This is a genomic window from Pseudomonas sp. LRP2-20 (assembly GCF_024349685.1).
Lineage (GTDB): Bacteria > Pseudomonadota > Gammaproteobacteria > Pseudomonadales > Pseudomonadaceae > Aquipseudomonas.
Genome location: NZ_AP025944.1, coordinates 2,536,208 through 2,558,997, shown reverse-complemented (window position 1 = coordinate 2,558,997; position 22,790 = coordinate 2,536,208). Strand labels below are relative to the sequence as shown.

Annotated in this window: 22 protein-coding genes and 1 pseudogene; 13 read left to right on the top strand and 10 right to left on the bottom strand. The window is 63.4% G+C overall.

The features are described 5' to 3' along the window. Window positions 1-18: 18 nt before the first annotated feature. From OCX61_RS11290 to arsH, 3 genes are read left to right on the top strand one after another with little or no spacing between them, the layout of a single operon-like run. On the top strand, window positions 19-1,302 hold the full coding sequence (locus tag OCX61_RS11290; protein ID WP_261943865.1) for an arsenic transporter: 1,284 nt from the start codon (window positions 19-21) through the stop codon (window positions 1,300-1,302). A 28-nt stretch (window positions 1,303-1,330) separates the two neighbouring features. Beyond that, window positions 1,331-1,801, top strand: a complete 471-nt coding sequence (locus tag OCX61_RS11285) for an arsenate reductase ArsC (protein ID WP_261943864.1) — start codon at window positions 1,331-1,333, stop codon at window positions 1,799-1,801. Window positions 1,802-1,813: 12 nt separating this feature from the next. Further along, on the top strand, window positions 1,814-2,515 hold the full coding sequence (gene arsH, locus OCX61_RS11280; RefSeq protein ID WP_261943863.1) for an arsenical resistance protein ArsH: 702 nt from the start codon (window positions 1,814-1,816) through the stop codon (window positions 2,513-2,515). Between the two features lie 15 nt (window positions 2,516-2,530). Here arsH and OCX61_RS11275 read toward each other — a convergent pair whose 3' ends face one another. Both OCX61_RS11275 and OCX61_RS11270 read right to left on the bottom strand, forming a co-directional pair. Then, window positions 2,531-3,241, bottom strand: a complete 711-nt coding sequence (locus tag OCX61_RS11275) for a murein L,D-transpeptidase catalytic domain family protein (protein WP_409260892.1) — start codon at window positions 3,239-3,241, stop codon at window positions 2,531-2,533. A 94-nt stretch (window positions 3,242-3,335) separates the two neighbouring features. After that, on the bottom strand, window positions 3,336-4,370 hold the full coding sequence (locus OCX61_RS11270; RefSeq protein ID WP_261943861.1) for a L,D-transpeptidase: 1,035 nt from the start codon (window positions 4,368-4,370) through the stop codon (window positions 3,336-3,338). Window positions 4,371-4,630: 260 nt separating this feature from the next. Between OCX61_RS11270 and OCX61_RS11265 the strand changes: the two genes are divergently transcribed. Further along, the gene (locus OCX61_RS11265; protein ID WP_261943860.1) at window positions 4,631-6,151 is read left to right on the top strand and encodes an NCS1 family nucleobase:cation symporter-1; all 1,521 of its coding nucleotides are present in this window, start codon (window positions 4,631-4,633) and stop codon (window positions 6,149-6,151) included. Between the two features lie 304 nt (window positions 6,152-6,455). Here the strand turns inward: OCX61_RS11265 and OCX61_RS11260 are convergent, their stop codons facing one another. From OCX61_RS11260 to OCX61_RS11230, 7 genes are all read right to left on the bottom strand, one after another. Next, window positions 6,456-7,076 carry a hypothetical protein gene (locus OCX61_RS11260; protein ID WP_261943859.1) on the bottom strand — a complete coding sequence of 207 codons (621 nt, stop codon included), beginning with the start codon at window positions 7,074-7,076 and terminating at the stop codon, window positions 6,456-6,458. Continuing rightward, window positions 7,076-7,774 carry a hypothetical protein gene (locus OCX61_RS11255; protein WP_261943858.1) on the bottom strand — a complete coding sequence of 233 codons (699 nt, stop codon included), beginning with the start codon at window positions 7,772-7,774 and terminating at the stop codon, window positions 7,076-7,078. The genes OCX61_RS11260 and OCX61_RS11255 overlap by 1 nt, the downstream gene beginning before the upstream one ends. An 85-nt stretch (window positions 7,775-7,859) precedes the next feature. Beyond that, complete coding sequence (pstB, locus tag OCX61_RS11250; RefSeq protein WP_050437214.1) at window positions 7,860-8,621, bottom strand: phosphate ABC transporter ATP-binding protein PstB; 762 nt, start codon at window positions 8,619-8,621, stop codon at window positions 7,860-7,862. Window positions 8,622-8,696: 75 nt separating this feature from the next. After that, the gene (pstA, locus tag OCX61_RS11245) at window positions 8,697-9,590 is read right to left on the bottom strand and encodes a phosphate ABC transporter permease PstA (protein ID WP_085677344.1); all 894 of its coding nucleotides are present in this window, start codon (window positions 9,588-9,590) and stop codon (window positions 8,697-8,699) included. Further along, a complete protein-coding gene (pstC, locus tag OCX61_RS11240; protein WP_085677345.1) occupies window positions 9,587-10,555 on the bottom strand; it encodes a phosphate ABC transporter permease subunit PstC in 969 nt (322 codons plus the stop codon). The genes pstA and pstC overlap by 4 nt, the downstream gene beginning before the upstream one ends. Before the next feature lie 73 nt (window positions 10,556-10,628). Continuing rightward, window positions 10,629-11,657, bottom strand: coding sequence for a phosphate ABC transporter substrate-binding protein PstS (gene pstS, locus OCX61_RS11235; protein ID WP_261943857.1), 1,029 nt, complete (start codon window positions 11,655-11,657; stop codon window positions 10,629-10,631). A 175-nt stretch (window positions 11,658-11,832) separates the two neighbouring features. After that, window positions 11,833-12,324, bottom strand: coding sequence for a GNAT family N-acetyltransferase (locus OCX61_RS11230; RefSeq protein ID WP_261943856.1), 492 nt, complete (start codon window positions 12,322-12,324; stop codon window positions 11,833-11,835). A gap of 170 nt (window positions 12,325-12,494) precedes the next feature. Here OCX61_RS11230 and OCX61_RS11225 point away from each other — a divergent pair, with 170 nt between their 5' ends. The 5 genes and pseudogenes from OCX61_RS11225 to OCX61_RS11205 form a co-directional block, all read left to right on the top strand. Beyond that, the gene (locus tag OCX61_RS11225) at window positions 12,495-13,178 is read left to right on the top strand and encodes a type 1 glutamine amidotransferase domain-containing protein (RefSeq protein ID WP_261943855.1); all 684 of its coding nucleotides are present in this window, start codon (window positions 12,495-12,497) and stop codon (window positions 13,176-13,178) included. A 327-nt stretch (window positions 13,179-13,505) separates the two neighbouring features. Further along, window positions 13,506-15,353 (top strand): type VI secretion system Vgr family protein, encoded by a 1,848-nt coding sequence (locus OCX61_RS11220; RefSeq protein WP_261943854.1) that lies wholly within the window; start codon window positions 13,506-13,508, stop codon window positions 15,351-15,353. Further along, the gene (locus OCX61_RS11215) at window positions 15,346-15,933 is read left to right on the top strand and encodes a hypothetical protein (protein WP_261943853.1); all 588 of its coding nucleotides are present in this window, start codon (window positions 15,346-15,348) and stop codon (window positions 15,931-15,933) included. The genes OCX61_RS11220 and OCX61_RS11215 overlap by 8 nt, the downstream gene beginning before the upstream one ends. A 27-nt stretch (window positions 15,934-15,960) precedes the next feature. Beyond that, on the top strand, window positions 15,961-16,428 hold the full coding sequence (locus tag OCX61_RS11210) for a DcrB-related protein (RefSeq protein ID WP_261943852.1): 468 nt from the start codon (window positions 15,961-15,963) through the stop codon (window positions 16,426-16,428). 5 nt (window positions 16,429-16,433) lie between these two features. Continuing rightward, window positions 16,434-19,552, top strand: a pseudogene (locus OCX61_RS11205) (DUF6531 domain-containing protein); the annotation flags it as partial. Between the two features lie 81 nt (window positions 19,553-19,633). On the opposite strand, the gene OCX61_RS11200 reads toward OCX61_RS11205, so the two are convergent. Continuing rightward, window positions 19,634-19,858 (bottom strand): hypothetical protein, encoded by a 225-nt coding sequence (locus OCX61_RS11200; RefSeq protein WP_261943851.1) that lies wholly within the window; start codon window positions 19,856-19,858, stop codon window positions 19,634-19,636. Between the two features lie 171 nt (window positions 19,859-20,029). On the opposite strand from OCX61_RS11200, the gene OCX61_RS11195 reads away from it, so the two are divergent. The 4 genes from OCX61_RS11195 to OCX61_RS11180 all read left to right on the top strand — a co-directional run bounded on the left by OCX61_RS11195 (window position 20,030) and on the right by OCX61_RS11180 (window position 22,664). Beyond that, a complete protein-coding gene (locus OCX61_RS11195) occupies window positions 20,030-20,179 on the top strand; it encodes a hypothetical protein (protein ID WP_158090053.1) in 150 nt (49 codons plus the stop codon). 90 nt (window positions 20,180-20,269) lie between these two features. Beyond that, window positions 20,270-20,611 (top strand): hypothetical protein, encoded by a 342-nt coding sequence (locus tag OCX61_RS11190; protein ID WP_261943850.1) that lies wholly within the window; start codon window positions 20,270-20,272, stop codon window positions 20,609-20,611. Between the two features lie 114 nt (window positions 20,612-20,725). Further along, on the top strand, window positions 20,726-22,201 hold the full coding sequence (locus OCX61_RS11185; RefSeq protein ID WP_261943849.1) for an MFS transporter: 1,476 nt from the start codon (window positions 20,726-20,728) through the stop codon (window positions 22,199-22,201). A gap of 82 nt (window positions 22,202-22,283) precedes the next feature. Continuing rightward, window positions 22,284-22,664 (top strand): termination factor Rho, encoded by a 381-nt coding sequence (locus tag OCX61_RS11180; protein WP_261943848.1) that lies wholly within the window; start codon window positions 22,284-22,286, stop codon window positions 22,662-22,664. Window positions 22,665-22,790: the final 126 nt, after the last annotated feature.

Genomic DNA, 22,790 nt, shown 5'->3' with positions numbered 1-22,790 from the left:
ACGTCGAGCGAGGTGTTCATGCTGGTCGCCATTGCAGTCTTTGTTTTCACCCTCATCCTGGTCATCTGGCAACCGAAGGGGCTGGGCGTCGGCTGGAGTGCCGCGCTCGGTGCCCTCATCGCCCTGGCGGCCGGTGCCGTTTCGCTGCACGACATCCCGGCCGTGTGGGCCATTGTCTGGAACGCCACCGCCACCTTCATTGCCGTCATCATCATCAGCCTGCTGCTGGACGAGGCCGGTTTCTTCGAGTGGGCCGCGCTGCATGTGGCGCGCTGGGCAAACGGCAGCGGCCATCGCCTGTTCGCCTTCTGCGTGCTGCTGGGTGCCGCCGTGTCGGCGCTGTTCGCCAACGATGGCGCAGCGCTGATCCTCACGCCCATCGTCATGTCGATGCTGCTGGCGCTGCGTTTTTCGCCCGCTGCGACGCTGGCCTTCGTCATGGCCGCAGGCTTCATTGCCGACACGGCGAGCCTGCCACTGGTGGTCTCCAACCTGGTGAACATCGTGTCGGCGGACTACTTCAAGCTGGGCTTCGCCGAGTATGCCTCGGTGATGGTGCCGGTGAATCTTGCCAGTGTGGCCGCGACCCTGCTGGTGCTGTGGCTGTTTTTCCGCCGTGATATCCCCAGGCACTACACGGTCGCGGCCCTGAAGCAGCCCAGCGAAGCGATTCATGACCGTGCCACCTTCAACGTCGGTGGCTGGGTGTTGCTGGTGTTGCTGATCGGCCTGTTTGCCCTGGATCCGCTGGGCATCCCGATCAGTGCGGTAGCCGCTGCCTGTGCAGCGATCCTGTTTGCCGTCGCTGCCCGTGGCCACCGCATCTCGACCCGCCGTGTGCTGCGCGAAGCGCCCTGGCAGGTGGTGATCTTTTCGCTCGGCATGTACCTGGTGGTCTACGGGCTGAAGAACGCCGGCCTCACCGATTTGCTCACCCACCTGCTCGACCGCCTTGCGCAGCAAGGGCTATGGAGTGCTGCCATCGGGACCGGGTTGATCGCTGCAGCACTGTCATCGGTCATGAACAACATGCCCAGCGTGCTGGTCGGCGCCTTGTCGATCCAGGCCAGCGAGGCGCCGGGGCTGGTGCGCGAGGCGATGATCTACGCCAACGTCATCGGCTGCGACCTCGGCCCGAAAATCACCCCCATCGGCAGCCTTGCCACGCTGCTCTGGCTGCATGTGCTGGAACGCAAAGGCGTGCGCATCACCTGGGGTTACTACTTCAAAGTCGGCATCCTGCTGACGCTGCCGGTTCTGCTGATCACCCTTTGCGCTTTGGCATTGCGCCTTAGCCTCTGACACCCGCCACGAAGCGGAGGAGCCCTCCATGCGAGTTCTGTTCATGTGCACGGCCAACAGTTGCCGCAGCATCCTTTCCGAGGCCATGTTCAACCACCTGGCGCCTCACCCGTTTGCAGCCGTCAGTTCCGGCAGCTTCCCGAAAGGCCTGGTGTTGCCGCGCAGCCTGAGCACCTTGCAGCACGCCGGTATCTCGACGGATGGGTTGAGCAGCAAGGGCAATGAGGCGTTCGAGGATTGCCCACCCGACATCGTCATCACCGTGTGCGACAAGGCGGCCGGCGAAGCGTGCCCGGTGTATTTCGGCCCGGCGCTGAAGGCGCACTGGGGGCTGGAGGATCCGTCCGATGTGGTGGGTGACGAGGCTACGGTCGACGCTGCGTTCCGCGCCACGCTGGCCCGCATCGAGTCGCGCTGCCAGGCGTTCTTCGGGCTGCCTTTCGACACCCTGGACCGTGAGCAGCTCAAGCAAGAGCTGGATCGCATCGGTACCCTTTGAGCAGGAGCAAACATGTCCGAGCAACTGCCTAACCTCGACCTCGCGCTGTTCGATGGGCCGCCAGCGGCGCCCGGCTCCAGCACGCACAAACCGCGCATCCTGCTGCTGTATGGCTCGACCCGCGAACGCTCCTTCAGTCGCTTGCTGGTGGAAGAAGCCGCACGCCTGCTGGAGCACTTCGGTGCCGAAACGCGCATCTTCAATCCGTCGGGCCTGCCGCTGCCTGACGATGTACCTGTCGAGCACCCCAAGGTGCAGGAACTGCGTGACCTGATGCAGTGGTCCGAAGGCCAGGTCTGGTGCTCGCCAGAGCGCCATGGTGCGATGTCTGCGGTGTTCAAGGCGCAGATCGACTGGGTCCCCCTGGCCCTGGGTGCGGTGCGCCCCACCCAGGGCAAGACCCTGGCCGTCATGCAGGTGTGTGGCGGCTCGCAATCGTTCAACGTGGTCAACCAGCTGCGCGTGCTTGGCCGCTGGATGCGCATGTTCACCATACCCAACCAGTCTTCGGTCCCCAAAGCCTACCTGGAGTTTGACGACGCCGGGCGGATGAAGCCTTCGCCGTACTACGACCGCGTGGTGGATGTGATGGAGGAACTGGTGAAGTTCACCGTACTGCTGCGCGACCGCCAGGCATTCCTGGTGGACCGCTATTCGGAGCGCAAGGAAAGCGCCGAGCAGCTCTCTGCCCGCGTCAACCAGCGCTCGATCTGAGCGCCGCCCTTTTCGCTATTTGCTGGCGATCGATTGGCTCGCCAGCGGGCAGCTCTGGGCGTTGAGGTAGCGTGATGTCTTCAGCCAGTCCTGCTGCGGGTAGTAGGCAAACACATAGCTGCCGCGCTGCAGCGTGTCGATCAGCTTGCCGGCAATCGCCGGCCGCACGGCCGGGCAGCCCTGGCTGCGCCCCAGGCGCCCCAGGCCGGGCACGACCTTGGGGTCGGCATAGGCGGCGGCGTGCATGACAATCGCCCGCGACATGCTGTTGTCGTTGAACCCCGGCTCCAGCCCCTGCAGGCGCAGCGAGCGGCCGTGCTTGCCGCTGTAGATCTGGCCGGTTTCATACAGGCCGAGAGAGGACTGGTAACTGTTGGGGGCGTTGGAGAACGTCGTCGGTACATCGGCACCGCTGTTCTTGCCATGGGCGACCCATTCCTCGAACAGCAGTTTGCGTGCGCGCAGGTCGAACACCCACAGGCGCTTGTCCCGCGAGGCCTTGGAGTAATCGATCACTGTCAGCAACTTGTCCGCCTCGCTGTGGCTGGCGCAGGCATAGGCGGTGAGGGCCAGGGCCAGTGTCGACAGGCTGGCGTTCGGTGCCAGCTGCTGCAGTTCGGCGGCACTGGGCAGCGGTTGTGCCTGGGCGATTTGCCAGGCACCCAGGAAAAACAGGCCAAAACTGGCCACCGAGAGCCGGACGGCTCCCCGCAAGGGTTCAAACATCGACATGGTTACCCCGGTAACGGCCTGTCAGCAATAAGTCAGCTGGCTTGCGGCCAAAAGCCACCACTTTGCTTGAATTCTTCGGGATTGCCGATCATTTCTTGACCAATGGTTTAACTTCTTCACGGTCTTCGGTGCTGATGACCGTGAATTTTCCGTCGCTGCGGGTATCCCGGGTCGACGCCCAGTCGGTGATCACCAGCATCGTGCCGACATCCATCGCTGCGCGCAGATGCTGGCGGAACTCCGGGTTGATGGTCAATTGCCCCAACTGTTCATAGGGCGTGCTCCCGTATTCCGGGTTGCTCAGGCCCACCACCGACCAACGTAAGGGTAGCGCACCGTCGAGCGCCAGGGCGGAGGGTTTTTGCAGCAGCGAAAACACCGCCATGCCACTGCGCTGCTGGCTGCTTGCCAACGAGAGTGCTGGCGCCGAGCCGATCAGCTGGCCGCCGCGATACACATAGGCGCGCAAGTCGGCACGGCTGATCAGGATCGACAGCGGCCCTGACGTCGGGTCCGGGTCGTTCCAGAACTGTTGGTTGCTCAGTACCAGCGGGCCTTGGGCCTTGCCTGCACTGACCGTGGGGGCCAGCACGCCAGGGTGGTACACCTCCACCGGTGCACTGTGGGTATCGGAGACGATGACGGTGGTCGAGCTGAAACCGGTGACCTCATACAGCTTCTTGGCAAATTCCAATGGCAGGCGCACGCAACCATGGGAGGCCGGGTAGCCCGGCAGATGGCCCGCGTGCAGGGCAATGCCGTCCCAGGTCAGCCGCTCCATGTACGGCATCGGTGCGCTGTTGTAGAGGCTCGATTGGTGTTCGACCTTCTTCTGCAGAATGCTGAAGACCCCGGTGGGGGTTTCCCGGCCTGCCTTGCCGCTGCTCACGGTGCTGACGCCAATGGCGATGCCATTGCGATAGACGTAGGCACGTTGCTCGGTGAGGCTGACCACCACGGTCACCGGCCCTACCGGCGAGACCTGCGGGTACCAGAGAAACTGGCCAGGCTTGAGGCTTTCGAGCTGGCTCCTGAGCTGGGCCGGGGTGGGCACCTGCAGCGGCGCCGCTTCGACCACAGTGGCAGCAAGTAACAGACCCAGCGCGAGCGGTAGATGCGACATCGACGGACCTCCATGGCAACCTGCTACAAGCTTATGCGGAACAATCCCGGCAAGCCATCTGTTCAGCACATCGGGTGCACGTGGTAACAACTGTGCACATTAAACGTGCACATAATTCCCACCTGAAAGGTCAGTGCGCCACGCAGCTATCTGGCAACAAAGCGCCAAGACCAGGGATTGCACCCCGGCCATGGGTTGGTACGAATCTTGTTTGTATACAAATACAAACAATAAAAGTACACAACCATCATGGAGTCCCGATGGCGTCGATTTCCCGTTCCGATGTTGGCCAGCTTGCCGATCTCCCCGCCGAAACAGCCGGGTCGAGTCAGTCGCAACTGAGCCCGCGCCTGTACAGCACCGACCTCGCACCGACCCGTGCGGCCAATCGCACCTGGGGGCGCTACAGCCTGTTTGCGCTGTGGACCAACGATGTGCACAACATCGCCAACTACTCCTTCGCCATCGGCCTGTTCGCCCTGGGCATGAGCGGCGCACAGATACTCGCCGCCTTCGCCCTCGGCGCGCTGGTGATCTACGGCCTGATGAACCTGTCCGGCTACATGGGGCAGAAGACCGGCCTGCCCTACCCCGTCATGTGCCGGATCAGCTTTGGCATCCACGGCGCGCAGATCCCGGCACTGATCCGCGCGGTGATCGCCATTGCCTGGTTCGGCATCCAGACCTACCTCGCCTCGGTGGTGCTGCGCGTGCTGCTCACCGCCATCGCGCCGGACCTCAAGCCCTACGACCAGAACGCGATACTCGGCCTGTCGACCCTGGGCTGGGTCACCTTCCTCGGCATCTGGTGCGTGCAGGTGGCGATCTTCGCCTACGGCATGGAGATGGTGCGCCGCTTCGAATCCCTCGCCGGGCCGATCATCCTGGTCGCCTTCAGCAGCCTGGCGGGCTGGATGTACTGGCGCAGCGGCCTGTCGATTGCCTGGTCCAGCGGCAACGCGCCGACTGGCTCCGCCATGTGGCTGAAAGTGTTCGGCGCCGCCGCGCTGTGGGTGTCGCTGTACGGCACCATGATCCTCAACTTCTGCGACTTCACGCGTAACTGCCCGGATCGCCGCACGATCAGCGTGGGCAACTTCTGGGGCCTGCCGGTGAACATGCTCGGCTTCGCGCTGATCGCCGTGGTGCTCGCCGGTGCGCAGTTCAGCATCGACGGCAAGCTGGTGCAGAGCCCGAGCGAAATCGTCGCCGCCATCCCGAACACCGGCGGCCTGGTGCTGGCCTGCCTGGCCTTCCTGATCGTCACCGTGGCGGTGAACATCATGGCCAACTTCGTCGCCCCGGCCTTCGTGCTCACCAACCTGGCACCGAAGGTGCTGAACTTCCGCCGCGCGGGCTTGCTCAGCGCCAGCATCGCGGTGGTGATCCTGCCCTGGCACCTGTACAACAGCCCGTCGGTGATCGTGTACTTCCTCGGCGGCCTGGGCGCCCTGCTCGGCCCGCTGTACGGCATCATGGTCACCGACTACTACCTGGTGCGCCGTGGCCGGGTGAACCTGCCTGAGCTGTATAGCGAAAGCCCTGAAGGTGCCTATCACTACCGTGGCGGGGTCAACCTGCGGGCAGTGGCGGCGTTCATCCCGGCTGCGCTGATCGCCATCCTGCTGGCGCTGGTGCCGGCGTTCGAGACGCTGTCGCAGTTCTCATGGTTCTTTGGCGCTGGGCTGGGTGGGTTGATCCACTATGCCATTGCCAACCGCAGTGACGGGTACCTGGAGGTGTCTGGCGAAAGTATTGCTGTCGAGAGTGCGCAGCACTGAGGCTTTGCCTGTCTTGAGAGGGGTGGTGCCTGGGAGACCGAGCGCCGCCCGCGCGGCGCATCGCGAGCTGCGCTCGCTCCTACGTTTGTTTTGGGCCAGTAACGCCTGTGACAGGCGCGCGCGACCGCCTTGTGGGTACGACGCGATATCGCGCCATGCGCCAAGGCGTCCGCGCGAAAATCCCACAGGAATAATTGGCCCGAAACAAACGTAGGAGCGAGCGCAGCTCGCGATGCGCCGCGCGGGCGGCGCTCGATCTCCCAGGCGCTGCATTCCTCTGTCTTTTCGCAACCCGCTCGAATGCTCAGGAAGCCAATGCCTGCGACCGCCGCGCCCCAGGCATTTCGAACCGCTGCGGCTGCTGCCAGGCCAACTGGGCCTGCACCTGCTCGGCAGCGTCCATGACCTTCTGCGCCCAGCTGTCATCTTCCGGGTTGACCACGACCACGCGGAAACCGTGGTCAAAGCCCTCGATCCCGACCCCTTCGGAATCATCGACGTGCAAGTCGATATCGAATGCCGGCGGGTACTTCGAGGGGGCATTCTCAAGCCCGTGCTGCTGCAGCACATGCTGATGGCGGTCACTGTTGACCACGCCGTCGACGTGAATGCCGTAAAGCATCAGCCAGCGCCGGATATACGCCGGCGTGCGGCCCGAAGAGGTGTAGATCCAGATGCTGCAGCCCTGGCGGCGCAGGTCGCGGATCAGCGAACGCGTACCGCTGCGCAGCGGCTCGCCCAGCCAGCGGTGGATGAAGGCCGGCAGCTTGCTGTGCTCTTCATCCGCGTGATGCGGCAGGCAGGCCAGCGTGTCATCGATATCGAAGGAAATGCGCATCTGCGGGCGCCTGAATTTGCGCCCGATGGCCCGCCACGCACGTCGGCCACCGGCCTTGCCTTGTTCCAGCATCGAATACCTTTCCATCATCGGCTCCCCTGACGGGCCGGCACGCAGGTGCCGCGCAGGAAGAACGTTTCGGGTTCAGGTGCCTTCGCTTCCAGGAAGGCCGCATACTTTTTCTTGATCTTGGGCAATTCGTACAAAGCTTTCACACCATGCTTGGCGGAGTTGCGAATGACCGAGGACGGGTTGAAGTAGCCCTCGGCGTTGTCCAGCGTCAGCACGAATGGCGGCAGCCCTGCACGCATCAGCAGATAGCTGACGATGAGCGACCCCGTGCGGTTGTTCCCTTCGATGAACAACTGCGGCTTGCTGAGGATGCGGACATAGACACCGGCCGCCCGCTTCCAGATCGACTCGCTGCGGTACGAGCAATACCAGTTGTACAAGTCCTTGATGCCGCCTTCCACGTTGTTGAAAAAACGTGCCTCGGTGGCCGCCAGGTGTGGGGCGAATTCGCGGCGGCGTGCCGGGTCGCTGCCGCACAGCACGGTGGCGTTGATCTCCAGCATCAGGTTCAGCTGCTGCAGGTCGAACAGGTCCACACCCCGGGCGACATAGTCGTCAATCAGGGCATAGCCTTCAAGCACATTGAGCAGCACCTCGTCGGTGAACGGATCACGCGGCTCGGTGAAGTGTTGGCTGAGTTCGCCAAAGCGGCCCTGCACCTCGCGCAGTGCGCGCTCTACCGCTGGCAGGTCAAGACGACATGTCGCATCCATTGGTAATCTCTTGAAACAGAACAGAGGTAAAAGCGACCCGCCCCGCTCGGCCATCCTGGTCTGCGGGGCGGGTCGCCTGGCGGGTTCAGCTGAACTTGCCGCTGATGTAGTCACTGGTCAGCTGTTCACGCGGGTTCTGGAAGATCTGCGTGGTCGGGCCCATCTCCACCAGGTAACCGGTGCGGGTGCCCTGGGAGATGTCCACCGAGAAGAACGCCGTGGTGTCGGCCACCCTGATCGCCTGCTGCATGTTGTGGGTCACCAGGGCGATGGTGTAGTCCTTCTTCAGCTCGACCATCAGCTCTTCCACGCGGCGGGTCGCGATCGGGTCGAGTGCCGAGCATGGCTCGTCGAGCAGCAGCACTTCTGGCTCGGTGGCGATGGCGCGGGCGATGCACAGGCGCTGCTGCTGGCCGCCGGACAGCGACAGGCCGCTGACCTTGAGCTTGTCCTTGACCTCGTCCCACAGCGCAGCGCCTTGCAGGGCATGCTTGACGCGGTCGCCGATGTCACCCTTGTAGCGGTTCAGGCGCAGGCCGAAGGCGACGTTGTCGAAGATGCTCATGGAGAACGGGTTCGGCTGCTGGAACACCATGCCGATGTAGCGGCGCACCACCACCGGGTCCACACCCTTGCCATAGACATCCTGGCCGAGGAAGTGCACATGGCCCTCGAAGCGGAAGCCTTTGACCAGGTCGTTCATGCGGTTGAGGCTGCGCAGCACGGTACTCTTGCCGCAGCCGGACGGGCCGATGAAGCCGGTGATCTCGTTTTTCCGGATCGGCACATGGCTGTCGCGGACCGCCATGAAGTTGCCGTAGAAGATCTTGTCCAGCTTGCAGTCCATGACGATTGGCGCTTCGCTGACCAAGGGAGCGGCTCTTTGCGCTGTTGATACGTTCACGGTCGAATGCTCCCTTTCTCAGTACTTGGGCTTGCCGAAGATACGGCTAAGAATGTTGACTACCAGCACGATCATCACCAACACCAGCGAGGCCGCCCAGGCGAGCTCCAGCTGGTTGTCGAACGGCATGCCGGAGAAGTTGTAGATCAGTACGGCAAGCGATGCCGTGGGGTTCATGACGGCCAGGCTGCCGTCGTGGTAGATCCAGTAGTTGCTGAACAGTGCGGTGAACAGCAGCGGCGCCGTTTCACCGGCAGCGCGGGCCACCGCCAGCATGACGCCGGTGAGGATGGCCGGCATGCCGGTCGGCAGGACGATCTTCCAGATCACCTGGGCGCGGGTGCAGCCCATGCCGTAAGCGGCATCTTTCATGATCTTGGGCACCATCTTCATGGCTTCTTCAGCGGTCAGCACGACGATCGGCAGCATCAGTACCGCCAGTGCCACGCCACCGGCCGGGGCCGAGTAGGTACCGGTGGTCATCACCACCAGGGCGTAGGCGAATACACCGGCGAGGATCGACGGCAGGCCGGTGAGCATCTTCGCCGCAAAGCGCGAGGCGTTCGCCAGTTTGCTCTCGGGCCCGAGTTCGGCGAGGAACACCGCCGCCAGGATGCCGACCGGCACCGCGATGGCGGCGGCAATGCCGACCATGGCGAAGGTACCGGCCATGGCGTTACCAAAACCACCGCCCATCTCGAAGCCGGTGGGTGGCAGCTCGGTGAACACTTCCAGGTTCAGGCGCGCACCGCCGCGGGAAATCAGCATGTACAGCACGGAAATCAGCGGTACGCTGGCCAGCAGGGCCACGCACCAGACCAGGGTGGTCAGCACCAGGCTGCGCAGGGCGCGGCCTTCGAAGCGGCGCTGCAGGCTGGGCAATGCGGTGGATGCCGCGGTCAGGTCAGTCATTGTTTGTTACCCCGCTGGGCGTAGAGCATGATCAGCGACCCGAACACGTTCACCAGCAAGGTGATGAACATCAGGACCAGTGCGGCATACATCAGCACTTCGACCTCGTTCGGCCCGGCTTCCGGGAAGTTCAGCGCCAGCAAGGCTGCCAGCGTGTTGGCCGGGGCAAACAGCGAAAGGGTGATGGTGTTTGCGTTACCCACCAGCATGGCCAGGGCCATGGTTTCGCCCAGTGCGCGGCCAAGGCCCAGCACCAGGGAGCCGAAGATGCCGGTGGCGGCCGACGGCACCATCACCTTGAGGATGGCTTCCCAATGGGTGGTGCCCATGCCGTAGGCGGCCTGTTTGGTCTTCATCGGTACGCTGGTCAGCGCATCCTGGGACACCGCGGCAATGGTCGGCAGGATCATGATCGCCAGCACCAACGCCGCCGGCAGCAGGCCGGGGCCACTCAGGGAGGTGCCGAAGAACGGGATCCAGCCCAGCTCGCTGTTCAGCCAGGCGGTCAACGGCCGGATGGCCGGAATCACCACATAGATGCCCCACAGGCCGTAAACGACGCTGGGGATGGCGGCAAGCAGCTCGACGATGGTGCGAAACACCGCGGCAAGCCTCGCCGGCAAGAAATCCTGGGTCAGGAAAATGGCCATGCTGACACCGAAGAAACCGGCGATCAACAAGGCGATCAGGGCGCTGTAAAGCGTGCCCCAGATGGCGGGCAGAATGCCGTATTTGCCCTGGTTGACGTCCCACACACTGCCAAACAGCACGTCAAACCCGTGCTTTTCCATGCCTGGAAGTGCTTTGCGTCCTACTTCGTATACCAACGCGAATACCAGCGCGAGAATCAGCACCACACCGATACGTGCAAGGGCACGGAAGGTGCGATCGACCAGGAAGTCCTTGGTGGACGGCGGCTGGCACGCGGAGTCTGGGTTATCCGGTATGGCAAAAGGTGTGTTCATTCGGCTGATTCCGGGACTAAGGGCAAACACGCCCGGCACGGTGGCCACACCGCGCCGGGAGCGCCTGAGGGTGTTACTGGATGCTTTGCGACGCTTTGCGCACTTCGTCGACAACCGACGGTGGCAGCGGGATGTAGCCCATCGAGTCGGCGATCTTCTGACCGTGGGTCAGGCCGTACTCGACCATGTCACGCATGGCCTTGGCCTTTTCCGGGCTGCCGTTGTCCTTGCGGAAGATCATCCAGGTGTAGGAAGTGATCGGGTAGGACTTGGCACCTTCCGGGTCCGGCAGGTGAGCAATCAGGTTTTCCGGCATCTTCACCGCCGCCAGCGCCTCGGCACCGCTCTCGGCGTTCGGCACGACGTATTGGCCGGCCTTGTTCTGCAGCGAGGCGAAATCGACCTTGGCCAGCTTGGCGAAGCCGTATTCGATGTAGCCGATGGCGCCCGGGGTCTGGCGAACGGTGGCGGTCACGCCGTCGTTCTTCGGCGACTTGATGAACTTGTCGGTGGCCGGCCAGTTGACGGTGTTGCCTTCACCCAGGTCTTTCTTGAAGTCGGCGTTGATGGCCGACAGGTGCTTGGTGAAGACCGCGTTGGTGCCGCTGGAGTCGGCACGCACGACCACGGTGATCGGCATGTCAGGCAGTTTCAGCTCTGGGTTGGCCGCGACGATCTGTGGGTCGTTCCACTTGGTGATCTTGCCGAGGAAGATGTTGGAGTACACATCCCGCGGCAGCTTGAGGCCTTTCGGGTTGCCCGGCAGGTTGTAGGCCAGGACGATTTCACCGGCGGTCATCGGCAGCAGCTGCACGCCCTCGCCGACCTTGGCAATGTCTGCTTCGCTCATGGCCGAGTCGCTGGCGGCGAAGTCGACGGTCTTGTTCAGGAAGTCCTGAACACCTGCCCCGCTCCCCTTGGACTGGTAGTCGACGGTGACGCCAGCGGTGTTCTTGCTGAAGTCCTTGAACCAGGTCAGGTAGATCGGTGCAGGGAAACTGGCGCCGGAACCGGTCAGGCGAACGTTGTCTGCGGCAAAGGCCGAAGTGGCGCTAAGCGAGACGGCAACGGCGAGTGCAGCAGACTTCATCAGGCGTATCATGGAAAAAGCGCTCCGTGTGATGGCCGGCACACTTTGCAGCAGCTGTGTTACAGCTTTGTGACTGTTGAATGGCAATCGAGCCATCGACCCCCTCTAAACCGGGGCAAACAGGCAGGTGGCTGTCATTCCGTAGTAACTAAATATGACTAAACACGGAATCAACGCGCTGGCCGGCTCAGAGCGCCATGACCATCTCATGCCAGGCCATGCCACCGTGGTCCGAGGGCGAAGGCCGCACGTACTGGTAGCCCATCTTGCGGTACAGCTCGACATGCTGTTGCTTGCACATCAGGTGGATGGTCTGTTTGCCCTGCGCCTTCATGCGCGTGATGAACTCGCGCATCAGCCGCTTGGCATGGCCCTGGCCCTGATGGGCCGTGTCCACCACCACCGACATGATCACCACGTTGGGCGCCTGCGGGTCGTGGCCGACCAGCTCCTTGAAGGCCTCATCGGACATCACCACCTCGTAGGCGCAGCCACTGTTGATGAAGCCGACGATGCCATGGGGGTCTTCGAGCAGCAGGAAGCCTTCAGGGTACTGGCTGATGCGCGTGCGGATCTTCTCCAGCGTGGCGGCTTCATCACCTTCGTAGGCACCGATTTCGATCGCGAAGCAGCGCTCGGCATCAGCGATGACAGGTTGGCGGAATGACGTATTGCTCATGGGCAGGCCTGTATAGATGAAATGATCGTGGCGCTAGGGTAATTGAGCTGAGCGGCAAACCCCGCATACTTTTCGAGGGCTATCATGGAACGCCTGCCGTGCGCTGGCCTCCCACTTTCTATGCAGGGCGAACAGCGCGCTGCCTTTTCACCTCTGGAGGAGTGGCTTGCATGAAAAAGATCCTGATGGTGCTCACGTCGCACGACCAGCTGGGTGACACCGGCAAGAAGACCGGCTTCTGGCTGGAGGAATTCGCCGCACCTTACTACGTGTTCGTCGACGCCAATGCCGACGTCACCCTCGCCTCGCCCAAAGGCGGCCAACCCCCGCTGGACCCGAAAAGCGACGAACCGGACGCCCAGACCGACGCCACCCGGCGCTTCGCCAGCGACACCGACGGGCAGATGGCCCTGGCCGACACCGTGCCGCTGGGTGAAATCGACCCCTACCATTTCGACGCGGTGTTCTACCCCGGTGGCCACGGCCCGCTGTGGGACCTGGCCGAAGACACCGACTCGAAGACTTTGCTCGAAGCCTTCTATGCCGCCAACAAGCCGATTGCCGCCGTGTGCCACGCGCCTGGCGTGTTCAAGCACGTCAAGGCGCCAGACGGGCATCCGGTGGTCAAAGGCAAGCACGTGACCGGCTTCGCCAACAGCGAGGAACAGGCCGTCGGGCTTACCGAGGTGGTGCCATTCCTGGTGGAAGACATGCTCAAGGCCCATGGCGGCCAGTACTCCAAGGCGGCGGACTGGGCAAGCCATGTGGTCGAGGACGGCCACCTGATCACCGGCCAGAACCCTGCCTCCTCCGAGGCCGCGGCCCAGGCACTGCTCAAACGCCTGTCGCGCTGACACCGAGCGGGCCCGGGCAGGCAAACAGGTCGCCTGCCCGGGCCTCGTAGATGCAGGCTATTTTGTAACTCCTTGATTCAGAAACTTTTTGACATCAGGTTCGTGGGTAAAGCCCTTGTCAGTCGCACACCGGCCGCAAAGCAGCGCCATTGCTGAGCCGGCGCCTTCCTCCCGATGACGGACGCTCGCAAACTGTGTAGGAAACCGTGAAATTGCCCCGGTTTTCCGGTCCTACAGACGCCTGATTTTCCTCAACACACCGTTCATTGCTGCCCCTTCGATCATTGCCCTAACCTCCGAACGCTTCTCGCATTCAAGGACAACGCAATGATCATGGACCTGGCCGCACGCCTGACGCCGCAGCATCGCCGACTGTTCAAGTTTCACCACCCGGCCGAACTCGACCAGCCGCTGCTGCTGCACAGCTTCAAGGGCCAGGATGGCCTGTCACGGCCATTCGCCTACGAACTGCTACTGCTCAGCGACACGCCGCAGATGCCGCTGAAGTCGATGATCGGCCAGCAGGTCAGCATCGAGATCGAACTGGCCGATGCCGCACCGCGCTTCATCAACGGCTACCTCACCCACTTTGCCAGCCTGGGCAGTGATGGCGCCCTGGACCGCTACGGCGCGACCCTGAGCCCATGGCTGGCGATGCTCCGGCACCGCACGGACACGCGCATCTTCCAGAACTGCACGGTAGTAGACGTGATCGCTGAGGTGTTCGCCCTGTATCCGAGCTACGTTGCCTATGCCCTGCGCCTGACCCGTACGCCCAAACGCCACACCTACATCACCCAATACCGCGAAACTGACCTCGATTTCGTCCAGCGCCTGCTGGACGACGCCGGGCTGTTCTACTGCTTCGAGCACAGTGCGCAAGCCCACACGCTGGTCATCTGCGACAACTCCACCCTGCTCGACGCGCTTCCCGAGCAGCCGCAAATCCGCTTTCACAGTGCCTCGGTCACCGAAACCGCCGATTCGATCACCCAATGGTGCGGCCACCGCCAGCTGCAGGCCGGCAGCATGGCGGCGCAGACCTTCGACTACCGCCAGCCGCGCAACCGCCTGGAGGTCGAGATGCGCAGTATCAACGAACAGGGTGACGTACAGCGCTTCGAGGTCTACTCCCCTGGCCAATACACCCACGGCAACCGTGACGAAGGCGAAGCGCTGTTGCGCAGGCGCATCGAGGCGCTGGAAATGGCCTGCAAACGGTTCGAGGGCGCCAGCAACTGCCGCGCGATGCGCCCCGGCTGCAGCTTCGAACTGCTGCAGCACCCTGGCCATGAGCCTGGCCCGGTGGAAGAACGCGAGTTCCTGCTGATGGAGGTGGCCTGCGAAGGCCATAACAATTACCTCAGCGATCAGCAGGCCGGCTACTCCAACACCTTCACTTGCATGCGCAAGAAGATCCCCTACCGCCCGCCGCTGAGCACACCAAGGCCGACCATTGCCGGCCCGCAGACCGCCATCGTCGTCGGCCCGCCGGGCGAAGAAATCTTCACCGACGAACTGGGCCGGGTGAAGGTGCAGTTCCACTGGGACCGCCATGGCGGGTTCAACGAGCAGAGCTCCTGCTGGGTGCGCGTGGCACAGGCTGGGGCCAGCGGTGGGTTTGGCAGCATCCAGATCCCACGGGTGGGTGACGAGGTGGTGGTCCTGTTTCTCGACGGCAACCCGGACCGCCCGCTGATCATCTGCAGCCTCTACAACAGCCGCAATACCCCGCCCTGGGCCTTGCCGGCGAACAAAACCCAGAGCGGTTTGTTGACGCGCTCGAACAAGGGCGATGGCGGCACCGCGAACTTCTTTCGCTTCGAGGACAAGGCCGGTGCCGAGCAGGTGATCCTGCACGCCGAGCGCAACCTGGACACGGAAGTCGAACGCGACGAGACCCACTTCGTGGGCAACGACCGCAAGGTCACCGTCACCGGCACCCACCGCGAAATCATCGGCAACGACACGCTGATCAACATTCAGGACGGCTCGTACACCCTGCAGGTCGACAACCAGTTCATCCAGGTTACAGCCCAGCGGCACATCACCCTTCAGGTCGGCACCAGCAGCCTCACCTTGAAGCCAGACACGATCCTGATCCAGGCGGACAACATTGAGGTGCGCGGCAAGCACACCTTCGTCAAGGGTGACCGGGTGGATATCAATGAGTAACGAATTCGGCAGGGCGAGGCCCAATATCTACGACCGCCTCTGGCAGCGCCGCGAAGCCGCCGAGGCCCTCGCCAGAGAGCAAGCCGAACAGGAGGCTGCGCTTGCGCTGCAGCCTCCACCCGCCTTGCCAGTGCTACCTGAACGCAACGCCATGACGATCGCTGGGCTGCAGCTGCTGATGCCTCAATGTGCAAGGCTGTGCGATGTGTGGGCCACGCTGGAGGTTGGCGGGCACAGTGTCATGGTCAACGCCCGAACCCGCAGCGTTGTACAGACGCTGACGCTAGACCAGGCACTGGAGGACTACCTGGCAGAGGCCCGTCGGCACCATGCCGAGGTTACTCCGGTGCGTCAGCAGCCCGCCCTTCTCGCCGGGCATCCCGCATTGTTGCTGGACTTTCTGTTCGGTCAGCCCGAGGCGCGCCGGCATTGCCGAACCGTGCTCACGCTGATCCCGCCCAGTGACGGCCATGAAGCGCTGTCATTTTCCCTCTCGACTGTCATCGATCCCGACCTGAGGCCGCTGGCCGACTGGCTGATCGACTTCGACGCCATGCTCGCAGCCATCACTTGCGCCTGATTCGATCACCAAGGAATACAACAGCCAATGGACTATCCACTTGCCGAAGGCACCCTCCATCTGCCCGAGGGTCTGCAGGACCGCACCGTCAACATCTTCGTCCAACCCAACAGCGGCCCGGCGCAACTGAACATCAACGTCTCACGCGATGACCTGCTGGCGGACGAAAGCTTGAGCGCCTATGTCGACCGGCAGGTCGCGCTGATCGGCACCAAGCTGCGCAACTACACCCTGCTGGCCAAGCGACCGGCCAGTCTGTCGACGTCCACACCGTTGGCGGGCCTGCAGGTCGATGCGTACTACCTGTACGAAGGCCGACCGGTGTACCAGCGCCAGGCAGCCTTCGAAGTGGTCCCCGGCCGCATCCTGGTGTTCTCCGCTACCAGCCAGAGCGATTTCGATGACCGGCAGAACGCAGGCTGGCAACAGCTGCTCGATGGCTTCCGCCCACGCGACACTGCAAGTACCGCCCACGCTCGATCGCCACAGGAGTAGGCGCCATGTTCGAAGCAGCGCGCCTGGGCGACGAAATCGAACACACTGGTGCCCTCGCCGGTTTTCTGGCCGGTGCGGTGGTGGGCCTGGCCATCGTCGCGGCAGCGTCCTTCATGATTTGCACCGCTGGCCTGGGCGGCATTCTGTTGCCGCTGGTCATCGGCATCGGCGCCAGTTTCCTGCCCTCGCGGGGGGAATCATTCGGCGCAATGTTCAACTCGCCAGCCGGGCACATCGAGCGGCCAGGCTGTTCCGACAACGTGTTCATCAATGGCCGCAACGCCGCCCACGCCACCTTGAGCACCGCCCAGTGCGACCAGCACCCGTCGCCGATCCTGGTGGCCGAAGGCTCCACCAATGTGTTCATCAACGGTGTGCCCGCCGCACGCTCGGGCGACAAGCTGACCTGCGGCGCAAGGATCGCCGGCGGGTCGCGCAACGTCTTCATCGGCGGCGGCAGCAAGCGTTACTTGCCGGTGAATGAAGAGGTGCCCGACGCGTTGCGCGTCACCGTCGACATCCTGATGGTGGTCGCGTCCATGGGCCGTTCGGTGTTCAGCGTGGCCACCCTGGGGCTGCAGGCTGGCCTGAAGGCGGCGATGCCCTGCGCCTTGCAGGTCGGTGCGTCGATCGCAGCCAGTTACCTGGCAGGCCGTTACCTCATCGGCCCGGCGGTGGAGCGCGCGCTGGGCGGCCTGGTCGGCAACCCGGTGGACCTGACCTGTGGCCGCAAGGTGCTGCCCGACGAGCGCGACTTCAGCTTGCCAGGGCTGATGCCGCTCAACTGGACCCGCTTCTATGCCAGCGACCTCGATGTCGGCAGCGTGCTGGGCCGAGGCTGGGTCTTGCCCTGGGAACAGAGCCTGCGCCGCAATGGCCGCTTCATCTACCTCAAGGACAACCAGGGGCGCAGCGTGCCATTCGTCGATGTGGAACCCGGCCAGCGCCTGTTCAATCCCAACGAGCAGGTCTACCTGGTGCGCAGCCAGGGTGGCCACTACCTGCTGCAGACCCTGGACAACCTCTTCTTCTATTTCGGTGAAGTGCACAACGACAATCGCGAAGTGCCGCTGCAGCGCCTTGAAAATGCCCACGGGCATTATCTGCATTTCAGCCGCGATGCGGCCGGGCTGCTGACGGACATCAGCGCCCCAGGCGGCATCAGGGTCCACCTGCATTACGACCACCCGCTCGGACGCCTGACCGAGGTCCGGCGCATCGTCGATCAGGCGTCAGTGGAAACCCTGGTGCAGTACCGATACGACGACGCCGGCCAGTTGACCGAGGTGATCAACCGCAATGGCGACACGGTGCGGGAGTTCGGTTACGCCGATGGCCTGATGAGCCGCCACGGCAACGCCTTGGGCCTGATCTGCGAATACCGCTGGCAAACCGTCGATGACCAACCTCGTGTGGTCGAACACACGACCAGTGACGGCGAGCACTTCCACTTCCGCTATGACGTGGCCGGCCGTACCAGCTGGGCCACCGATGTGCTGGGGCGTGAACTGGAAGTCCGCTACAACGCGGACCACCGCGTCATCGCCAGCCGCGACTTCGGTGGCGAACGCTACGGTATCGACCTGGACGACTTCGGCAACCTGGTCGGCATCGACCTGCCTGACGGCAATCACCTGGCCTTCAAGTACGACGAGTTCTCCCGGCTGACCGAAGAAACCGACCCGCTGGGCCGCTCAATCCATTACAAGCACCACCTCGCCACGCCCCTGGTCAGCGAAACCCGCTTCTCCGACGGCAGCATCTGGCAGGCCCGCTACGACCACAAAGGCAACCTCATCACCGAGATCGACCCGCTGGGCCACAAGTCTCAATACCTGATCAGCGATGACGGCCTGCCGCACACGATCATCGATGACAACTTCAAGTCCCGATACCTGTGGTGGAACGCGTACGCCCAGGTCGAACATTTCCAGGACTGCTCCGGCAAGAGCACCTACTACCGCTACGACGATCGCCAGCACCTGGTCGCGGTGACCGATGCGCTGAACCAGACCACCGCCCTGGAACGCAAACCGGACGGCGAAGTGCTGCGCATCCAGCACCCGGACGGCAGTTCGGAAACCTTCACCTACAACGCCCTGGGCCAGGTGCTGACCCACACCGACGGCAAAGGCCAGACCACGCGCCTGCAGCGCACCTTGCGCGGCTTGCCGAGCAACCGGCAGGACGCCAAGGGCGCGTGGATCCACTACGAATACGACAAGGCCCTGCGCCTGACCGCGCTGGTCAACGAGAACAACGCGGCCTACCGCTTTGCCTATGACGCATCGGACCGCCTGAGTGAAGAAGTGCGGGTCGACAACCTGACCCGACGTTTCAGCTACGACGCCGGCGGCCATCTGATTCGCCTGGACGAAATCGGCTACGGCGAGAATGGTGAACGCCCAGAACGCCATACGCTGTTCGAGCGCGACGCCATTGGCCGCTTGCTGGCCAAGGTCAACCCCGATGCCCGGCAAGACTTTACGTACGACGAGGCCGACCGGTTGCTGAGCATCCAGCGCCAGCCGACCAGTGTCGGCAAAAAGCTGGGCATCACCGCTGAGACGCTGGGCTATAGCTACGACCTGCTGGGGCGACTGACCCAGGAACTGGGCCCGAGCGGCGCACTGGACTATGAGTACGACCGGCTCAGCAACCTGACCACGCTGACCCTGCCGGATGGTCGCAAGCTCAACCACCTGTATTACGGCAGCGGCCACCTGTACCAGTTGAACCTCGACGGCCAGGTGATCAGCGACATGGAACGCGACGACCTGCACCGTGAGGTCTACCGCACCCAGGGCAAGCTCACCAGTTGCTTCGGTTACGACGCCATGGGGCGCAAGGCCTGGCAGTTTGCCTCGACCCTGCCAGCCGACAAGCTTTCACTGGTGCACAACAACGGCATCAATACCTCGCTGCTGGTGGAGCATGCTTACAACACCATTCACCGCCGTTACCAGTACGACCCGGCTGGAGAACTGGTGTGCACCCTCGACAAGCTGGCTGGCAAAATCCCCTACGCATTCGAAGCCAACGGCCAATTACACAGTCGCGACCCCGGCTCACTTATCACTGTGAAAAATTCCGCTACGAGGCGGCGGCCAACCGCCTGGCCTTCATTAGCCAGTACACCTGCCGATCTTGCGCCGCCATTGCCATCAGGTAACCGGACTGAACGCCCGGTCTTCTGCATCAGCATTCACTGACGTTTCTTGTCATCAACCTCAGCCAAGCGCTCCCTGGTCTCGCGTGTCATCTCTTCCTGCTCCTTGATCGATGTCGGCGTAATCACCTTGTCCACCGCCTCGGTATCGGGGTCCGGTCGCTCAAGCACCGGGTCTGGCGCCCTCTCGCCTTGCTGCGCCTCCTCGGATGAAATCGCCCGGGGGACTTTGTCGCCGGTCTTGCCGTCGCTGTGCTTCATGGGTTTCGCCTCATACCAGTGTTGTCTCATAAGAAGAGCCCCGGCAGCCCTCAAAAGTTTGATCCGTTCGCTCCAGCGCAACCACCCGGCAGCCATCGGCGAATCGGATTGAACAGCCAGCGCAGCACCACGCCCTAAACAGGGGTAATCACTCTGATCAGGAGACAAGCCATGATCGACCCCAACCACCCCGACCCGTATGTCGACGACGTGCCGCATAACCCGGGTGAGCCCATTCCCAAGCCTCAACCCGAACCGGAACAGGAGGCACCGGACTGGCCTGAGGGGCAGGTCCCGCCGGAAGAACAGTCAGACGGCTGATTACCTGAAGCTCCGTCCGTCGATCCCATGGCACGGTCGTGGCTGCAGCAGGCCGAACAGTGGGTAATCCACTGGAAAAGGACATTCATCATGAAGACGTTGAAACCTCAATCACTGCTGCTGGCCCTGTGCCTGGGCGTCAGCGCCCCGCTGGCGATCGCCGCCACCGACCTCAATGACCAGCATGCACCCGGCACGCAACCTCACGACAATGGGCACATGAACGGCCAGGGCGGTGCGACAGGCTCCGGCACACCCGCCGATGGCATGGGCACAGGCACTGGCGGTACGGATGACAATGACACCGACAATACCGGTGGCGATGGCACTACCAATGGATCGGGCTCGGGTTCCGGCTCGGGTGGATCGAGTGGCGGCAGCACGGGTAGTGGCGCCAGTGGTACAGGTTCAGGCAGTGGCTCAGGGAGTTGATTTACGATGCCTTTGCAGGAGCGGCCTTTCGCGACGCAAGGTCGCTCCTGCAACAGCCCGCGCAGGTCTCCCACCTACATCAACCCGCACAAGCTTCTCAGTGAAGGCATCGCAGTGACGACCCAAGCCTTGCAAAAGCCGGGTGACGGTTCAAACCAGGCGCGCGTCTACAGCACCGACATCCCCGCCCGCCTCGACCGCCTGCCGTGGACGCGTTTTCACACCTTGCTGGTGCTGGCCCTGGGCATCACCTGGCTGCTCGACGGCCTGGAGGTCACCCTGGCAGGCGCGGTGGCGGGCGCGCTCAAGGACAGCCCTGCCCTGCGCATGAGCAACACCGACATCGGCCTGGCTGGCGCCAGCTACATCGCCGGTGCGGTGCTCGGCGCGCTGTTCTTCGGCTGGCTGACCGACCGCCTGGGGCGGCGCAGGCTGTTCTTCATCACCTTGTTCCTGTACATCGGCGCCACGGCGGCAACGGCATTCTCCTGGAGCCTGGGGAGCTTCCTGCTGCTGCGCTTTCTCACCGGCGCCGGCATCGGCGGCGAGTACACGGCGATCAACTCGACCATCCAGGAGTTCACCCCGGCGCGTTACCGTGGCTGGGTCGACCTGACCATCAACGGTACCTTCTGGATCGGCGCAGCGCTCGGTGCGGCCGGCGCCGTGGTCCTGCTCGACCCGGCCGTTGCCGGGGGCGATCTGGGCTGGCGCCTGTGTTTCGGCATCGGTGCGGTGCTGGGCCTGCTGATCCTGCTGATGCGCCTGTGGATCCCCGAAAGCCCGCGCTGGCTGATGATCCACAACCAGCCGGAGCACGCCGAGCGCATCGTCGCCGACATCGAACGCCATTACCAAGCGCGCGGGATTGCGATTGCGCCATTGCAGGCCCCTCCCCTGCGCCTGCGCGCACGCGACCACACGCCATTGCGCGAGGTATTCCACAGCCTGTTCGTCGTGCACCGGCGCCGCGCGCTGGTAGGCCTGACCTTGCTCACCGCCCAGGCATTCTTCTACAACGCGATCTTCTTCACCTATGCGCTGGTGCTGACCGATTTCTACGGGGTGCCGGCGGCCAAGGTGGGCTGGTACATCCTGCCCTTTGCGCTGGGCAACTTCTGCGGCCCGCTACTGCTGGGCAGGCTGTTCGACGTGGTCGGCCGGCGCATCATGATCAGCGCCACCTATCTGATCTCGGGGGTGCTGCTGGCCGTCAGCGGCTACCTGTTCCAGCAAGGGCTGATCGACGTGACCCAGCAGACCCTGGCCTGGATGGTGATCTTCTTCTTCGCCTCGGCGGCCGCCAGTTCGGCGTACCTCACCGTGGCGGAAACCTTCCCGCTGGAGATCCGTGCGCTGGCCATTGCCGTGTTCTATGCCTTCGGTACCGGACTGGGTGGCCTGGTCGGGCCGACACTGTTCGGCGCGCTGATCGAAACCGGCGAGCGCAGCAACGTGCTGTACGGCTACCTGCTCGGCGCGGCGCTGATGATCATCGCCGCCCTGGCCCAGGCGCGCTGGGGCGTGGCGGCCGAGCGGCGGTCGCTGGAACAGGTGGCCAGGCCGTTGTCGCAGATCGGCGAGCCGTGAGCCCACCGCTCGTCCCCGCAATGGCACTCCTGGCGGCCCCGGGCTTTCAACCGTTCATACCCACCACGAAGGAGTGAATGCCATGCCACGCGGCGACAAGGACAAATACACCGACAAGCAGAAGCGCAAGGCCGAGCACATCGAGGAGAGCTACGAGGACAAAGGCGTGTCCAAAGATGAAGCCGAAGCCCGCGCCTGGGCGACCGTCAACAAGCAGTCCGGCGGTGGCGAGAAGTCGGGCGGTTCGGGCAGCAGGACCTCAGCTGGCGAGAAGAAGACCGCCCGGTCGGACTCAGCCAAGCGTGCAGCGAAGTCACGCGAAGGGCATGCGCGGGCATCGAGCACGTCGCTGGAAAGCCAGACCAAGCAAAGCCTGCTCAAGGAAGCCCGCAGCAAGGACATCAAAGGCCGCTCAAGCATGACCAAGGCAGAACTGGTGCACGCACTGCGCAAGTCAACCTGACCACCCCGAGACTGTTGCCAGGCGAACACCTCGGCAACAGTTGACCGCGCATCCAGACAGGCAACATCCGCGCTGCTCGGCTGTAACCCCTTGATTTAATGGGCCACACAGGCTGGCACAACAGCT

What these genes read in the sequence shown, in the direction of transcription:
- OCX61_RS11275 (WP_409260892.1), bottom strand. Translation starts at nt 3,241, where the DNA reads ATGTTTGAACCCTTGCGGGGAGCCGTCCGGCTCTCGGTGGCCAGTTTT.
- pstS (WP_261943857.1), bottom strand. Translation starts at nt 11,657, where the DNA reads ATGATACGCCTGATGAAGTCTGCTGCACTCGCCGTTGCCGTCTCGCTT.
- OCX61_RS11230 (WP_261943856.1), bottom strand. Translation starts at nt 12,324, where the DNA reads ATGAGCAATACGTCATTCCGCCAACCTGTCATCGCTGATGCCGAGCGC.
- OCX61_RS11260 (WP_261943859.1), bottom strand. Translation starts at nt 7,076, where the DNA reads ATGGAAAGGTATTCGATGCTGGAACAAGGCAAGGCCGGTGGCCGACGT.
- OCX61_RS11265 (WP_261943860.1), top strand. Translation starts at nt 4,631, where the DNA reads ATGGCGTCGATTTCCCGTTCCGATGTTGGCCAGCTTGCCGATCTCCCC.
- OCX61_RS11195 (WP_158090053.1), top strand. Translation starts at nt 20,030, where the DNA reads ATGATCGACCCCAACCACCCCGACCCGTATGTCGACGACGTGCCGCAT.
- pstB (WP_050437214.1), bottom strand. Translation starts at nt 8,621, where the DNA reads ATGGACTGCAAGCTGGACAAGATCTTCTACGGCAACTTCATGGCGGTC.
- pstA (WP_085677344.1), bottom strand. Translation starts at nt 9,590, where the DNA reads ATGACTGACCTGACCGCGGCATCCACCGCATTGCCCAGCCTGCAGCGC.
- OCX61_RS11210 (WP_261943852.1), top strand. Translation starts at nt 15,961, where the DNA reads ATGGACTATCCACTTGCCGAAGGCACCCTCCATCTGCCCGAGGGTCTG.
- OCX61_RS11220 (WP_261943854.1), top strand. Translation starts at nt 13,506, where the DNA reads ATGATCATGGACCTGGCCGCACGCCTGACGCCGCAGCATCGCCGACTG.
- OCX61_RS11255 (WP_261943858.1), bottom strand. Translation starts at nt 7,774, where the DNA reads ATGGATGCGACATGTCGTCTTGACCTGCCAGCGGTAGAGCGCGCACTG.
- OCX61_RS11225 (WP_261943855.1), top strand. Translation starts at nt 12,495, where the DNA reads ATGAAAAAGATCCTGATGGTGCTCACGTCGCACGACCAGCTGGGTGAC.
- OCX61_RS11180 (WP_261943848.1), top strand. Translation starts at nt 22,284, where the DNA reads ATGCCACGCGGCGACAAGGACAAATACACCGACAAGCAGAAGCGCAAG.
- OCX61_RS11200 (WP_261943851.1), bottom strand. Translation starts at nt 19,858, where the DNA reads ATGAAGCACAGCGACGGCAAGACCGGCGACAAAGTCCCCCGGGCGATT.
- OCX61_RS11270 (WP_261943861.1), bottom strand. Translation starts at nt 4,370, where the DNA reads ATGTCGCATCTACCGCTCGCGCTGGGTCTGTTACTTGCTGCCACTGTG.
- OCX61_RS11290 (WP_261943865.1), top strand. Translation starts at nt 19, where the DNA reads ATGCTGGTCGCCATTGCAGTCTTTGTTTTCACCCTCATCCTGGTCATC.
- OCX61_RS11285 (WP_261943864.1), top strand. Translation starts at nt 1,331, where the DNA reads ATGCGAGTTCTGTTCATGTGCACGGCCAACAGTTGCCGCAGCATCCTT.
- pstC (WP_085677345.1), bottom strand. Translation starts at nt 10,555, where the DNA reads ATGAACACACCTTTTGCCATACCGGATAACCCAGACTCCGCGTGCCAG.
- OCX61_RS11215 (WP_261943853.1), top strand. Translation starts at nt 15,346, where the DNA reads ATGAGTAACGAATTCGGCAGGGCGAGGCCCAATATCTACGACCGCCTC.
- arsH (WP_261943863.1), top strand. Translation starts at nt 1,814, where the DNA reads ATGTCCGAGCAACTGCCTAACCTCGACCTCGCGCTGTTCGATGGGCCG.
- OCX61_RS11190 (WP_261943850.1), top strand. Translation starts at nt 20,270, where the DNA reads ATGAAGACGTTGAAACCTCAATCACTGCTGCTGGCCCTGTGCCTGGGC.